At 73.3% G+C, this 14,457-nt stretch carries 11 protein-coding genes; 10 read left to right on the top strand and 1 reads right to left on the bottom strand.

What is annotated here, in order from left to right:
• The first annotated feature begins 3 nt into the window (after positions 1-3).
• The 9 genes from ACIGDI_RS01630 to ACIGDI_RS01590 all read left to right on the top strand — a co-directional run bounded on the left by ACIGDI_RS01630 (position 4) and on the right by ACIGDI_RS01590 (position 12,968).
• Entirely contained in the window at positions 4-1,269 is a 1,266-nt protein-coding gene (locus tag ACIGDI_RS01630; RefSeq protein ID WP_399888950.1) for a 6-phospho-beta-glucosidase, read from the top strand.
• Complete coding sequence (locus ACIGDI_RS01625) at positions 1,260-2,234, top strand: N-acetylglucosamine kinase (protein WP_399888947.1); 975 nt, start codon at positions 1,260-1,262, stop codon at positions 2,232-2,234. The genes ACIGDI_RS01630 and ACIGDI_RS01625 overlap by 10 nt, the downstream gene beginning before the upstream one ends.
• A 215-nt stretch (positions 2,235-2,449) precedes the next feature.
• The gene (locus ACIGDI_RS01620) at positions 2,450-3,895 is read left to right on the top strand and encodes a hypothetical protein (protein ID WP_399888945.1); all 1,446 of its coding nucleotides are present in this window, start codon (positions 2,450-2,452) and stop codon (positions 3,893-3,895) included.
• Between the two features lie 14 nt (positions 3,896-3,909).
• Positions 3,910-4,953 carry a glutamate ABC transporter substrate-binding protein gene (locus tag ACIGDI_RS01615; protein ID WP_399888942.1) on the top strand — a complete coding sequence of 348 codons (1,044 nt, stop codon included), beginning with the start codon at positions 3,910-3,912 and terminating at the stop codon, positions 4,951-4,953.
• Positions 4,954-5,008: 55 nt separating this feature from the next.
• A complete protein-coding gene (locus ACIGDI_RS01610; RefSeq protein WP_399888940.1) occupies positions 5,009-6,337 on the top strand; it encodes a hypothetical protein in 1,329 nt (442 codons plus the stop codon).
• Positions 6,334-8,826 (top strand): tetratricopeptide repeat protein, encoded by a 2,493-nt coding sequence (locus tag ACIGDI_RS01605; RefSeq protein WP_399888937.1) that lies wholly within the window; start codon positions 6,334-6,336, stop codon positions 8,824-8,826. Before ACIGDI_RS01610 ends, ACIGDI_RS01605 begins: the two co-directional genes overlap by 4 nt.
• The gene (locus tag ACIGDI_RS01600; protein WP_399888934.1) at positions 8,827-10,143 is read left to right on the top strand and encodes a PP2C family serine/threonine-protein phosphatase; all 1,317 of its coding nucleotides are present in this window, start codon (positions 8,827-8,829) and stop codon (positions 10,141-10,143) included.
• Between the two features lie 97 nt (positions 10,144-10,240).
• Positions 10,241-11,587: a VWA domain-containing protein gene (locus ACIGDI_RS01595; RefSeq protein WP_399888931.1), complete on the top strand. Its 1,347-nt coding sequence runs from the start codon at positions 10,241-10,243 to the stop codon at positions 11,585-11,587.
• A gap of 55 nt (positions 11,588-11,642) precedes the next feature.
• Complete coding sequence (locus ACIGDI_RS01590) at positions 11,643-12,968, top strand: FHA domain-containing protein (RefSeq protein ID WP_399888928.1); 1,326 nt, start codon at positions 11,643-11,645, stop codon at positions 12,966-12,968.
• Positions 12,969-12,972: 4 nt separating this feature from the next.
• Here ACIGDI_RS01590 and ACIGDI_RS01585 read toward each other — a convergent pair whose 3' ends face one another.
• Entirely contained in the window at positions 12,973-13,962 is a 990-nt protein-coding gene (locus tag ACIGDI_RS01585; RefSeq protein ID WP_399888925.1) for a methyltransferase domain-containing protein, read from the bottom strand.
• Between the two features lie 73 nt (positions 13,963-14,035).
• On the opposite strand from ACIGDI_RS01585, the gene ACIGDI_RS01580 reads away from it, so the two are divergent.
• A complete protein-coding gene (locus ACIGDI_RS01580; RefSeq protein ID WP_399888922.1) occupies positions 14,036-14,440 on the top strand; it encodes a globin in 405 nt (134 codons plus the stop codon).
• Positions 14,441-14,457 lie beyond the last annotated feature (17 nt).

Below are 14,457 nucleotides of genomic sequence, written 5' to 3'. Positions count from 1 at the left end.
CGTATGAAACTCACCGTGGTCGGCGGAGGGTCGACCTACACCCCCGAACTCATCGACGGATTCGCCCGCCTGCGCGACACCCTGCCCATCGAGGAACTCGTCCTGGTCGACCCGGCCGCCGAGCGCCTGGAACTCGTCGGCGGCCTCGCCCGCCGCATCTTCGCCAAGCAGGGGCACGACGGCAGGATCGTCACCACCTCCGACCTGGACGCGGGCGTCGAGGGCGCGGACGCGGTCCTGCTGCAGCTGCGGGTCGGCGGCCAGGCGGCGCGCGAGCAGGACGAGACCTGGCCGCTGGAGTGCGGCTGCGTGGGCCAGGAGACCACCGGCGCCGGCGGCCTGGCCAAGGCGCTGCGCACGGTCCCGGTGGTCCTCGACATCGCCGAACGGGTGCGCCGTGCCAACCCGGACGCCTGGATCATCGACTTCACCAACCCGGTCGGCATCGTCACCCGCGCCCTGCTGCAGGCGGGCCACAAGGCGGTCGGCCTGTGCAACGTGGCGATCGGCTTCCAGCGCAAGTTCGCGAACCTGCTCGGGCTGACGCCCGCCGACATCCACCTGGAGCACGTCGGCCTCAACCACCTCACCTGGGAGACCGGCGTACGGCTGGGCGGCCCAGAGGGCGAGGACGCGCTGCCCGCGCTGCTGGCCGAGCACGGCGACGCCATCGCCGCCGACCTGCGCCTGCCGCCCGACATCCTCGACCGCCTCGGCGTGGTCCCGTCCTACTACCTGCGCTACTACTACGCGCACGACGAGGTCGTCCGGGAACTGGGCACCAAGCCCTCCCGTGCCGCCGAAGTGGCGGAGATGGAAAGGCAGTTGCTGACGATGTACGGCGACCCGGCGCTGGCCGAGAAGCCGGCGCTGCTGGCCGAGCGGGGCGGCGCCTACTACTCGGAGGCGGCCGTGGACCTCGCGGCCGGACTGCTCGGCGGGGGCGGCTCGCCGTACCAGGTGGTCAACACCCTCAACCGCGGCACGCTGCCCTTCCTGCCCGACGACGCGGTGATCGAGGTGCAGGCGGCGGTGGGCCCCAAGGGGCCGACCCCGCTGCCCGTCCCCACCGTCGACCCGCTGTACGCGGGGCTCACGGCGAACGTGACGGCCTACGAGGACCTGGCGCTGGAGGCGGCCCTGCGGGGCGGCCGGGACCGGGTGTTCCGGGCCCTGCTCGCCCACCCCCTGGTCGGCCAGTACGCGTACGCCGACGCCCTCACCGACCGACTGATCGCACACAACCGGGAGCATCTCGCGTGGGCATGACCGCACGTGTCCTCGCCGTCGACGCGGGCAACAGCAAGACCGACGTCGCCGTCGTGGCGGCCGACGGCACCGTCCTCGCCACGGCCCGCGGCGGCGGGTTCCGGCCGCCGGTGGTCGGCGTGGAGGCGGCCGTGGACGCCGTCGCCGCGGCGGTGACCCGGGCCTTCACCGCCTCCGGGATGGCGTCGTCCGTCGACCATGTCTCCGCCTGTCTCGCCAACGCCGACTTCCCCGTGGAGGAGGAGCAGTTGGCGGCCGCGCTGCAGGCGCGGGGGTGGGGCACGTCGGTGGAGGTCCGCAACGACACCTTCGCGATCCTGCGGGCCGGCGTCACCGAGCCGCGCGGGGTCGCCGTCGTCTGCGGCGCCGGCATCAACTGCGTCGGCATGCGGCCCGACGGCCGCACCGCCCGCTTCCCGGCGCTCGGCCGCATCTCCGGTGACTGGGGCGGCGGCTGGGGCCTGGCGGAGGAGGCGCTGTGGCACGCGGCGCGCGCGGAGGACGGGCGGGGCGGGCCGACGGCCCTCGCCCGCACGCTCCCGGCGCACTTCGGCCTCCCCACCATGCTCGCGCTCATCGAGGCCCTGCATCTGGAGACGGTGGCGCCCGCCCGCCGCCACGAGCTGACGCCGGTCCTCTTCGCCACGGCCGCGGACGGCGATCCGGTCGCCCGCGCGATCGTCGACCGGCTCGCGGACGAGGTGGTCACCATGGCGACGGTCGCGCTGACCCGCCTCGGCCTGCTGGAGGAGGAGACACCGGTCCTGCTGGGCGGCGGCGTACTGGCCGCCCAGCACCCGCAGTTGAACGACGGCATCCGCGAGCTGCTCTCGGTCCGCGCCCCCAAGGCGGTGCCACGGGTGGTGACGGCGAGTCCGGTGCTGGGGGCGGCACTGCTGGGGCTGGACAGGGTGGGAGCGAAAGCTGAGGTGCACGACCGGGTGAGGGCGCACTTCGAGCGCTGACCTGGCGGGAACCGAACTGATTCCGGCGGCGTATTCATGGGCAGGGGGTGGTGCGGGACTCCGAGTCGCGCGCCGGTGGTGTCTCTTCCGGGGGCGACCCCCGGGCCCCCGGCGCAAGAGCACTGCGATCCGATCAAGATCCAGTGAAGGCCGGTGCGGATGTCGGTCCCGGCGGCGATACTGGCGGCGACGGATGGCCATGGGGGAGGTCAACAGTGACAACACCGCCGAAGAGCAGTGCGGCACCACCGGGTTCCGGCGTGCCCACCCTGCCCGCCGTACCGCCGCAGCCCGGGTCGCCCACGCCGCCGGGCCCCGCCCAGGCGCCGAAGCCCGCTCCCGCGCGCCGCACCGCCTTCGCCGAGGGCGTCGACCGGCTGCGCGCGGCCGCCACCACGGAGCCGGGGCGGCTGCGCGTCATCGGCGCGCTGCTCGCCCTCCTGGTCGTCGCGTTCGGCGCGGTCGCCGCCTGGCAGATGACGGACCGGGCGAGCGCCGCGGACGACGTCCTCAACAGCAGCCAGCCGCTCAGCTCCGACGCGGCCGAGATCTACGCCTCCCTCGCCGACGCCAACACGGCCGCGGCCAGCGGCTATCTCGCGGGCCCGCAGGAGAAGCCCTCCATACGGCAGCGCTACCGGCGCGACATCGACACCGCGGCGGCCAAACTGGTCACGGCGGCCGCCAGTTCCAAGGCCGGGTCGGAGTCGGCGAAGACCATCGCCGACCTCAACAGGCTGCTGCCGACGTACAAGGGCCTGGTGGAGACGGCCCGGACCAACAACCGGCAGGGCTTCCCGGTGGGCGGCGCCTATCTGCGCGCCGCGAACGAGACGATGCAGCAGCAGATGCTGCCGAAGGCCGAGGCGCTGTACCAGCGGGAGAACCAGCGGCTGAACTCCGACTACGCGGACGCCAAGGCGTTCCCGTGGGCCGCGGCCTGTCTCGGTGTCGCCGCCCTGGCCGCACTGGGCTGGTCCCAGCGGCGCAACTACCTGCGCACCAACCGGGTCCTCAACCACGGCCTGGTCACGGCCTCGGCCGCCTCCGTGGTGGTCCTGCTCTGGGTGGTCGTCGGCCACACCGTCGCCCGCGCCGGCCTGAACGACTCCTACGACCACGGCGTCCGCTCGCTGAACGTCCTGCACGACGCCCGCATCGCGTCCCTGACGGCCCGCAGCGACGAGAACCTCAGCCTGATCCGCCGCGGCGCCGACACCACCCTGGTCGACAAGAAGCCCAAGGACACGTACGCCGTCGGGTACGACACCCAGATCGCGAAGCTGGCCGGCTCCCTCACCAAGGCCCGCTCGCTCGCCGACGACACGGCGGGCAGGAAGCCGGTGAAGGACGCCGACGGCTACATGCAGGCGTGGAAGGACCGGCACGAGGTCGCCCAGAAGAAGAACGACCAGGGCGACTACCAGCAGGCCCGCGACAAGGTCATAGGCGTCGGCAAGGACCCGACGAGCGTGTGCTTCGACAACGTCGACGCGGCGCTGCAGACGGCGCTCACCCACGAGGACGCCGAGTTCAGGCAGGCCGCGCGCGGGGGCCGGGACGCCCTGGACGGACTGCCGTACGGGGCCGCCGTGCTGGCGGTCCTGGGGGCGGCCGGAGCGGTGCTGGGCATCGGCCGCAGGCTGTCGGAATACCGGTGAGAGGGGGCGTGACGATGAATGCACGGCGTCTGACACAGCGTCTGCGGGCCGGCCTGCGCGGCTGGGGCGGAGTGAGTGCGATGGCGGTCGTGTGCGCCCTGGCGCTGGCCCTCGTCCTGCTGCTGCCCCGGACCCAGTCGAGCGGTGCCGCCGCGGCCGGCGCGGGCCAGAGGCTGGCCCACGGCCTGCAGGCCGAGGCGGACGAGAAGTGCACCAACGGCAAGCTCCCGCAGGACCAGAGCCTGTCGCCGTCCGGCACCAGCGCCACACAGAAGAACGTCGACGCCATCAAGTCCCGGGGGCGCCTGGTCGTCGGCGTCGACACCAACAGCTACCGCTGGGGTTACCTCAACCCCAACAACGCCGACGGCGCGCTGGAGGGCTTCGACATCGACCTCGCCCACCGGATCGCCCGCGACCTGCTGGGCGACCCGGACAAGGTCACGTTCAAGGCCATACCCACCAGCCGCCGGATAGACGCCATCAACGACGGCGAGGTCGACATGGTGGTGCGTACCATGACGATCACCTGCGACCGCCTCGGCCTGGTCGACTTCTCGGCGCCCTACTTCAAGACGGGCCAGCAGGTCCTCGCGCCCAAGAACTCGACGATCACCGGATACAACGCGACCCTCGCCGGCAAGAAGGTGTGCTCCGCGGCGACCTCCACGGCCCTCGACAACCTCAAGGCGGACAAGGGCCACAAGATCCCCGCGTCCACCGACATCGGCACGGTCGTCCCCAATCAGCTCGACTGCCTGGTGAAGCTGCAGCTCGGCGAGGTCGACGCGGTCGTCACGGACGGCGCGCTCGCCGCAAGCCAGGCCGCGCAGGACCCGACGGTGGAGCTCAAGGGCGGCCTGTTCACCGACGAGTACTACGGCGTGGCGATGAAGAAGGGCTCGGAGGATCTGGTACGCCAGGTCAACCGGACCCTGGCGGACTACATCAAGGACGGCGGCTGGGCCGACTCGTACCGGACGTGGCTGCACCCCACCATGGACCAGGACGGCAAGAAGTCGCCGTCGGCGACCCCTCCCGAAGCCAACTACCGGTGACCGATCATCTACTGACGGACGACTGACGGATGACGACAGCAGCGAGAGGTGATCGATGGGCGTCACGGACCCCGCCGGGCCGGTGATGGACCGGGACGAGGTGGACCGTGCGCTGGCGCGGCTCGGCGCGGAGCACGAGGCGATCGAGACCTCGCTCCTCGCCCTGCAGGACCACGCGGGCCGCAGACTCCTCGAAGGTGCCGAGCTGACCGGTGTCACCAAGGAGCGCTGGGCGTCCGCGGAGGCGTCGATCACGCTGCTGTGGGCGTACTTCGACGCCTACTCCGACGCGTTGCGCTCCGCCCGGGAGATCCGTGCCCGCCGCCGCTGGTCCAGCCGCGAGGATTTGGTGGAGCTGACGGAACTGCTGCGCGGCGAGTCCGTCACGCTCGCCGGTTCCACGACCGCCGTGGCCAACGCGCCGACTCTGCAGGGCGTTTCGGGCCGGCTGAGCGAGCAGTTCTCGCTGTCGGCGCTGGTGGACCGGATGAACGAGCTGTACGCGACGAGCCTGGACATGGTCGTCGCCGCCGACGCGGTGTGGTCGGCGCTGCCCGCCCGGATCGATTTACTCGCCGCGGAACTGCAGCGCACCCGCAAGCTCGCCCACTCCGTCGGCGTGCGCCCCGGCGAGCACCCGGCCGGCGACGACCTGGAGCGCATCACGCGCACGCTGACGTCCCTGCGCGAGCAGGTGGTGTCCGACCCGCTCGCGTACTGGGTCCCGGCGCAGGGCAGTTCGGCGCCCGGCGGCGGCCGGCCGGACCTGACGGTGTACGACCGTCAGGCGCGCGCCCTGGAGGACGTGCGCCGGGAGATCGACGCCGTGCTCACCGTCCGGCAGGACGCCGAGCAGCGGCTGATCCGGCTGCGGGACGTGCTCAGCCGTGCCGACCGCACGCTCGCCGAGGCGCGCACCGCGCGCGGCGAGGTCCTCGCGAAGATCGCCGCGACGGAGGTGCCGGTGGTCAGCGGCCCGCCGACCGCACTGCAGGAGCAACTGGCGACGGCCGCCGAGTACCGCAGACACGCCCAGTGGCACCGCCTGTCCCCGCTGCTGGAGTCGCTGGAGCAGAAGGCGGAGGACGAACTGCTGCGCGCCCGCGAGTCGCTGACCGCGGTCACCGCGCCGCTGGCGGTCCGCGCGGAGCTGCGCGGCCGTCTCGACGCGTACAAGGCGAAGGTCGCCCGGCACGGGCTCGCCGAGGACCCGTTCCTGATCGAGCGGTACGACGCGGCGCGCCGCATGCTGTGGAGCGCGCCCTGCGACCTGCGCGTGGCCGAACAGGCCGTGCTGCGCTACCAGCGGGCGGCCGCCGAGCTGCTCGGCGCCCCGCGCGTGCCGGAGCAGGGCGGTCCCGAAGACCGTAGGGGGGAGTCATGAGCCAGGCACAGCAGACCTGCCAGCGGCCGGACTGCGAGGGGTCCTACGAGGACGTCGGCGGCGGCGAGCTGTACTGCGACACCTGCGGTCTCGCGCCGGTCGTCGCGCCAGGGGGCCCCTCCTCCGGGAGGAGTTCCACGGGGCCGGCCGGCGACAACGACGGCTCGGGCAGCGGCGGTTCGCGCCCGACCGGACGCGGCAGCTCCCGTACGTCGTCGCAGTCGTCGAAGTCCCGGCGCTCGGTGTCGGGGCGGCTCTCGCGCTCCCTGTCGGGCCGGTCCACGGGCCGTTCGGTGTCGGTGCGCAGCTCCGGTTCCGGCAGCTCCACCAGTGGCCGCGGCCGGCTCGGCGCGGGCCTGGTGCAGGTGCCGGACGTGCCGCGGCCCGACCCGCGCGCGATGGTGCTGGAGAACCCGGAGGTGCCCGAGCGCAAGCGGTTCTGCTCGCGCTCCGACTGCGGTGCGCCGGTGGGGCGTTCACGCGGGGAGCGGACGGGCCGTACGGAGGGCTTCTGCACCAAGTGCGGGCACCCGTACTCGTTCGTGCCGAAGCTGAAGGCCGGGGACGTGGTGCACGGCCAGTACGAGGTCGCGGGCTGTCTGGCGCACGGCGGGCTCGGCTGGGTCTACCTGGCGGTGGACAAGGCGGTCTCCGACCGGTGGGTGGTCCTCAAGGGCCTCCTGGACACCGGCGACCAGGACGCGATGGCGGCGGCGATCTCCGAGCGGCGCTTCCTCGCCGAGATCGAGCACTCCAACATCGTGCGGATCTACAACTTCGTGGAGCACCTCGACCAGCGCACCGGGTCCATGGACGGCTACATCGTCATGGAGTACGTCGGCGGCAAGTCGCTGAAGGAGATCGCCAACGGCCGCCGTACCCCGGACGGCAAGCGGGATCCGCTGCCGGTGGAGCAGGCGTGCGCGTACGGCATCGAGGCGCTGGAGGCGCTCGGTCATCTGCACAGCCGCAACCTGCTGTACTGCGACTTCAAGGTCGACAACGCCATCCAGACCGAGGACCAGCTCAAGCTCATCGACATGGGCGCGGTGCGCAGGATGGACGACGAGGAGTCGGCCATCTACGGCACGGTGGGCTACCAGGCGCCGGAGGTCGCGGAGGTCGGCCCCTCGGTGGCGAGCGACCTGTACACGGTGGCCCGCACCCTGGCCGTGCTGACCTTCGACTTCCAGGGCTACACGAACGTCTTCGTGGACTCCCTGCCCGACCCGGACAACATCGAGGTCTTCCGCGAGTACGAGTCCTTCTACCGCCTCCTGGTCCGCGCGACCGACCCGGACCCGGCCCGCCGCTTCGCCTCCGCGCAGGAGATGGGCGAGCAGCTGACCGGAGTGCTGCGGGAGGTCGTGTCGCTGCAGACGGGACGGGCGCGGCCGGCGCTGTCGACGCTGTTCGGGCCCGAACTGCGGGTCACGGACGCGGAGTTGTTCCCGAAGCTGGACGGCGAGGTGTCCCGGCTCGGGGCGCGGGCGGTGCTGCCGCGCAAGGGGCGGGCCCCGTCGCCCGCGTCCGGCGACGGGCCCCCGGCGATCGTCAAGCCGGTCAACTCCCCCGCCGCCGCCCTCGCGCTGCCGATCCCCCGCGTGGACCCCGCGGACCCCAACGCCGGTTTCCTGGCGGGTCTGATGACGACCGCGCCGGCCGAGCTGCTCGGGGCGCTCGCGGCGGCGCCCGCGCAGTCCGTCGAGACCCGGCTCAGGCAGATCCGGGCCTGGCTGGAGAACGGCGACTCCGAGGCCGCCGTCACCTCGCTGGCCACCCTGGAGGACGAGGAACCCGACGATTGGCGGGTGGTCTGGTACCGGGGCGTGGCCGCGCTGGTCACCGGCGACCAGGAGGGCGCGGCGCTCGCCTTCGACGCGATCTACGACGCCTTCCCCGGCGAGATGGCGCCGAAGCTGGCGCTGGGCCTGTGCGCGGAGGTGCTGGGCCAGCTGGACAACGCCGCCGAGTACTACCGGCTGGTGTGGTCGACCGACCCGAGCTATGTGAGCGCCGCCTTCGGGCTGGCCCGCGTCCAGCTCGCCGCCGGGGACCGGCGCAGTGCCGTGGCCACGCTGGAGTCGGTGCCGGAGTCGTCCATCCACTACACGGCCGCGCGCGTGGCCGCCGTACGGGCGCGGCTGCGCGGACGCACGGCCGTGCCCGGGGACGTACCGTTCCTGGAGGACCTGACGGCGGCCGCCGGGCAGGTCGAGGCGCTGGACGCGTACGGTCTGGATCCGGCGCGCCGGGAGCAGTTGTCGGCCGAGGTCCTCGGGTGCGCCCTGGACTGGATACTCTCCGGGGGCCGGGGTTCCGCGCCCGCGGGGCGGCGGACGCTGCTCGGCAGCGATCTGGACGAGCGGGGACTCCGCTTCGGCCTGGAGCGTTCGTACCGCACGCTGGCCCGGCTCGCGCGGGGCGGCGAGGAGAGGATCGACCTGGTGGAACGAGCCAACCGTTACCGCCCCCGGACGTGGGTGTAGTTGATGTCGCAGATGCCCCAGTTGTCCGCCTGCCCGAGCTGCGAATGGCCGCTCGAGTCGGGTGACCGTTTCTGCGGTGCGTGCGGATACGACCTGTCCGCACTGCCGCCACGGCCGGACGACCACCCGACGGTCGCGCTGAACAGCCCGGCGGCGGGCCACGACGGCATGGACCGGCCCGTCGCGCCGGAGCCGGCCGGGGCCGGTGCCCCCGTCGCCGTGCCGGCCGAGCCGCGCGGCGCGGACCCGGGCGGTGTCCCGCTGCCGCCGCAGCAGCCGCCGACCGGTTCGCCGGTCTCCCCGGCCTCCGGGGTGCGCTTCGACCGGCCGCCGGAGCCCGGGGAGTACCCGTTGCAGGCACCCGACCCGCGCGTCGCCGACCTCTCCGGGCCCGACGGGGAGGCCAAGCTGTGCGTGGCCTGCCGGGCGGGCCGCGTGGACAGCGACGGCTACTGCGAGAACTGCGGGCACGCCCAGCCCCGCGAGCGCGACCACATGGAGCAGGAGTGCGGCCCGCTGGCCGCCGTCAGCGACCGCGGTCTGCGCCACCACCGCAACGAGGACGCCTTCGGCATCGGCCACACCGCCCTGCCCGACGGCTCCCCCGCCTCGGTGGCGATCGTCTGCGACGGCGTCTCCTCCGCGACCCGCCCCGACGACGCCTCCTACGCCGCCGCCCGGGCCGCGAGCGAGTCGGTGCTCGCCGCCCTGCCCCGGGGCACGCACCCGCAGCAGGCCATGCACGAGGCGATCGTCGCCGCGTCGCACGCGGTCAACGCCCTGGCCGCCGAGCCCGCCACGGCCCGCGAGCACGCCCCGCACCAGAACGCGCCCGCCTGCACGATCGTCGGCGCCGTCGTCACGGCCGGCCTGCTGGTCGTCGGCTGGGTCGGCGACAGCCGCGCCTACTGGGTCCCGGTCGACCGCTCCTCGCCCCCGGCCCGGCTCACCGAGGACGACTCCTGGGCCGCGCAGATGGTCGCCGCGGGCCTGATGAACGAGGCCGAGGCGTACGCCGACGAGCGCGCCCACGCGATCACCGGCTGGCTCGGCGCGGACGCCTACGAACTGGACCCGCACACCGCCTCCTTCAAGCCGGACCGGCCGGGTGTGGTGGTGGTCTGCACGGACGGGCTGTGGAACTACGCGGAGGCGGCCCAGGAGATGGCCGAGGCCGTCCCCGCGGACGCCGACCGGCACCCCCTGCACAGCGCCCGGGTGCTGGTGGGTCACGCCCTGGACGGCGGGGGCCACGACAACGTAACAGTGGCCGTCGTGCCGTTCCCGGCCGTGTCTCAGGGGGCAGGATCGGCCTGAGGCCGAGTACGGGGAGGCCCGGCGGACCGGAGGGGACCGGTCCGCTTCCAGTCATCGCCTCACGGCTGTGAGGTGCACGAGGGGGATTCGATCAGGCATGGCCAATTTCTCGAAGTCGAACGTGCCGCAGTTCTCGATGGACGTGTACCAGAACGAGTACCTGCCGGAGGGCGGTCGCGAGGTCAACGCGATCGTCACGGTGACCGCCACCGGTGGCGGCACCGTCGGCAGCGCGGTCAAGGCACCTCAGCCGTACTCGCCCGGCCAGGGCCCGTCCGCGGCCGTGGCGGTCATGGTCGACTGCTCCGGCTCGATGGACTACCCGCCGACCAAGATGCGCAACGCCCGCGACGCGACGGCGGCCGCGATCGACACCCTGCGCGACGGGGTGCACTTCGCGGTGATCGGCGGCACGCACATCGCCAAGGAGGTCTACCCCGGCGGCGGACGCGTCGCGGTGGCCGACGCCACCACCCGGGAGCAGGCCAAGCAGGCGCTGCGCAAGCTCAGCGCGGGCGGCGGCACGGCCATCGGCACCTGGCTGCGGCTGGCCGACCGCCTGCTGTCCTCCGCCGACGTCGCCATCCGGCACGGCATCCTGCTCACCGACGGCCGCAACGAGCACGAGTCGCCGGAGGACCTGAAGGCCGCCCTGGACTCCTGCGCCGGACGGTTCACGTGTGACGCACGCGGCGTGGGCACCGACTGGGAAGTGAAAGAAGTCACAGGCATCGCCTCCGCTCTGCTCGGCACCGCAGACATCGTCGCCGATCCGGCCGGCCTCGCCGCCGACTTCACGCGGATGATGGAGACGGCGATGGGCAAGGAGGTCGGCGACGTAGCCCTCAGGCTGTGGACGCCGGTGGGCACGACCATCAAGTTCGTCAAGCAGGTCGCGCCCACCGTCGAGGAGTTGACCGACCGGCGCGGTGAGGCCGGCCCGCGCGCCGGGGACTACCCCACCGGCTCCTGGGGAGACGAGTCCCGTGACTACCACGTGTGCCTGGAGGTACCCCCCGCCGGCATCGGCCGGGAGATGCTCGCCGCCCGCGTCTCCCTGGTCGTCCCGCAGCCCGACGGCACCGCGGAGAACCTGGGCCCCCAGGGCCTGGTACGGGCCGTGTGGACCGACGACATGACGGCGTCCACGTCGATCAACCCGCAGGTCGCCCACTACACGGGGCAGGCCGAGCTGGCCCAGGCCATCCAGCAGGGGCTCGACCTGCGCAAAGCGGGAGATTTCGACGGAGCAACGGCCAAGCTGGGCCGGGCCGTTCAGCTCGCGAGCGTCTCCGGGAACGCCGATACTGCGAAACTGCTTGCGAAGGTGGTGGACGTCGTCGATGCCGCGACAGGTACTGTGCGACTGAAGGCGAAGGTCGCGGAGGCCGACGAGATGACTCTCGAGACACGGTCGACAAAGACTGTTCGTGTAAAGAAGTGACCGTAGAGACCCCACGCGAAGTGACCTAGAACGAACGAAGGAGGGACGCGCCGACATGCCGACCTGCCCGAACGGACACCAGTCGGGTTCCGACGACTGGTGCGAGGTCTGCGGTCACCGCATGGCCGGTGCCGTACCTCCGCCCCCGCCCCCGCCGCCCCCCGTGGGCGGTGGCTACGGCTTCCCGCCGCCGCAGGGCACCCAGCCCGGCGGCCGCCCCCCGCACCTGTCCGCCGTACCGGACCCGGAGCCCGAGCTCTGCCCGCAGTGCCGCACGCCCCGCGAGGGCGGTGCGCCGTTCTGCGAGGAGTGCCGGTGGAACTTCCTGACCAACACGGCGACCTCGTACACCCCGGCCGCCCCGCGCCCACCGGCCCCCGGCCCGAACGTGCGCTACCAGCAGCCGCCCGGCCCGTCGTACGGCGGCGGTGACTCGTACGAGTACCAGGGCTCCCGTCCGTCGCAGGTGAACCGCCCCGCCGAGCCGATCCCGTCGTTCGGCAGCGAGCCCTCCGGCCCCACCGCCTTCGGCAACGACTCCCGGCCGGGCCCCCCGCAGGGCTTCGGCAACGACCCGCGCCCGGGCGGCCCCTCCGGCTACGGCAACGACCCCCGCCCTGGCGGCCCCTCGAACTTCGGCCCCGACACCTCCCGCCCCGCCCCGCCCGGCCCCGCGCCGACCGCGGGCGGCCCGGGCGGTCCCGGCGGCGGCATCCCGCAGGCGTTCCAGCAGCCCGGTCCGGGCCCCTCCGGCCCGCCCGCCCCGCCGGCGTTCCCCCGGGAGACACAGCGCCCGCCGCAGGGCGGTCCCTCCTTCGGCGGCAACGACGACGACTGGGTGATCTCGCCGCCGTCGTCGGGCCCCGGTGCGCCGGGCGGCCCCGGCGGCGGCTACGGCTACCCGCAGCCCGGCTCCACCCAGGCTCCGCCGCCGCCCGGTCAGGGCTTCCAGCAGGCGCCGCCGCAGGCCGGTCCGGCGACCTGGACGGCGACCATCGGGCCGGACCGCGAGTACTTCATGGCGATGATGCAGCGTTCGGGTCCGGAGGCCGCGGGCCTCAACCTGCCCGCGTACTCGCCCGAGCAGCAGCGCACGCTCTCCGGCAACCAGATCACCATCGGCCGCCGCCGCCACTCCACCGGCGACACCCCGGACATCGACCTGTCGGTGCCGCCGGAGGACCCGGGCGTCTCGCACCAGCACGCGGTGCTGGTCCAGCAGCCGGACGGCAGCTGGGCGGTCGTCGACCAGAACTCGACCAACGGCACGACGGTCAACGGCTCCGAGGAGCCGATCCAGCCCTTCGTGCCGGTACCGCTGCAGGACGGCGACCGGGTGCACGTGGGCGCCTGGACGACGATCACCGTCCGCAGGGGCTGAGCGGCTAACGGGCCGGCAGGGGCCAGACGTACGGCCCCTCCGGATCGTCCAGCCAAGCCCACTCGCCGTCGCCGTGGACCGTGATGCCGTACCGCTCGCGCCGCGGCCTGCCCTCGCGCTCCCACAGGACGTAGGCCTCCTGGGGATCGAGGCTGCCGCGCGTGAGGGCGAACAGGAAACGGAACAGGTCGTCGCCCCGGGCGTGGCCCGGGATGCCGCCGAGGTGCGCCGGTTCCGGCTCGGGACGGCTCTCCCCGCGCAGCGGCACGAAGTAGGCCGGGGTGTGCAGGAAGCGGCCCTCGGCGTGGCCCGCGTCCTCGACGGTCAGGGCGATCAGGCCGGTGGCGAGCGGGGTCAGGACGCGGGCGCCCGGCGCGCACTGGGCGAGCCAGGCGAGGGGGACCGAGGACAGGGTGCAGGTCGCCATGATCCGGTCGAAGGGGGCGCGCTCGGGGACTCCGCGGGCGCCGTCGCCGGTGACGACCACGGGCCGGTGCCCGGCCGCGGCCAGGTGCCGGCGGGCCGCCTCCGTGATCTCCGGGTAGAGGTCGACCGTGGTGACCAGGTCGTCGTCGCCCAGCCGGTGGGCGAGCAGGGCCGCGTTGTAGCCGGTGCCGGTGCCGACCTCCAGGACCCGGTCGCCGTCCCGCACCCGCAGTTCGGCCAGCATCTTCGCCATGAGCGAGGGCTGGCTGCTGGAGGAGACCAGGTCGCCGTCGCGCAGCCGGGTGGCCAGCGGGGCGTCGGCGTACGCGCCGCGCATCCACTTCTCCCGCGCGCCCCGGTCCGGGTTCTCGCCCCACCGCCGCTCGTAGCCGCCCCTGACGCCGACGTAGTAGTACGGCACGAACAGATGGCGCGGAACCGCCTCGAACGCCTCCCGCCACACCGGGTCGCTCTCCCAGGCCCCGCTGAGCTCGATCTCCCGCACCAGCGCCGCCCGCGCGGTGGCGGCGAGGTCCGCCAGTTCGTCGTCGAGAGTGTGCGTGCCCATACGTCCACTGTGCACCCGGACCGAGGGACCTAAGCCTCAAGTCCTGGTTCCTTGGGTCTGAGAGCATGGAGCGGTGAAAGAGATCCGGCGCGGCACGCTTGAGACGCAGACCTTCTACGAGCAGGTCGGCGGGGAGGAGACCTTCCGCCGCCTCGTCCACCGTTTCTACGAGGGTGTGGCGGAGGACCCCGTCCTGCGGCCCATGTATCCCGAGGAGGACCTCGGGCCGGCCGAGGAGCGCCTCACGCTGTTCCTGATCCAGTACTGGGGCGGCCCGACGACGTACAGCGACAACCGCGGCCACCCGCGTCTGCGGATGCGGCACGCGCCCTTCGTGGTCAACCGCGAGGCGCACGACGCCTGGCTGCGGCACATGCGCAGCGCCCTCGACGACCTCGGCCTGTCCGAGGAGCACGAGCAGGAGCTGTGGCGGTATCTGACCTACGCGGCCGCCTCGATGATCAACACCCCGGACTGAAACCGGTCACGATCCGG

Source organism: Streptomyces sp. NPDC085900, from assembly GCF_044540925.1.
Lineage (GTDB): Bacteria > Actinomycetota > Actinomycetes > Streptomycetales > Streptomycetaceae > Streptomyces > Streptomyces gilvifuscus.
The sequence above is the reverse complement of the archived record's forward strand: the minus strand, read 5'-3'. Positions and strand labels throughout refer to the sequence as shown.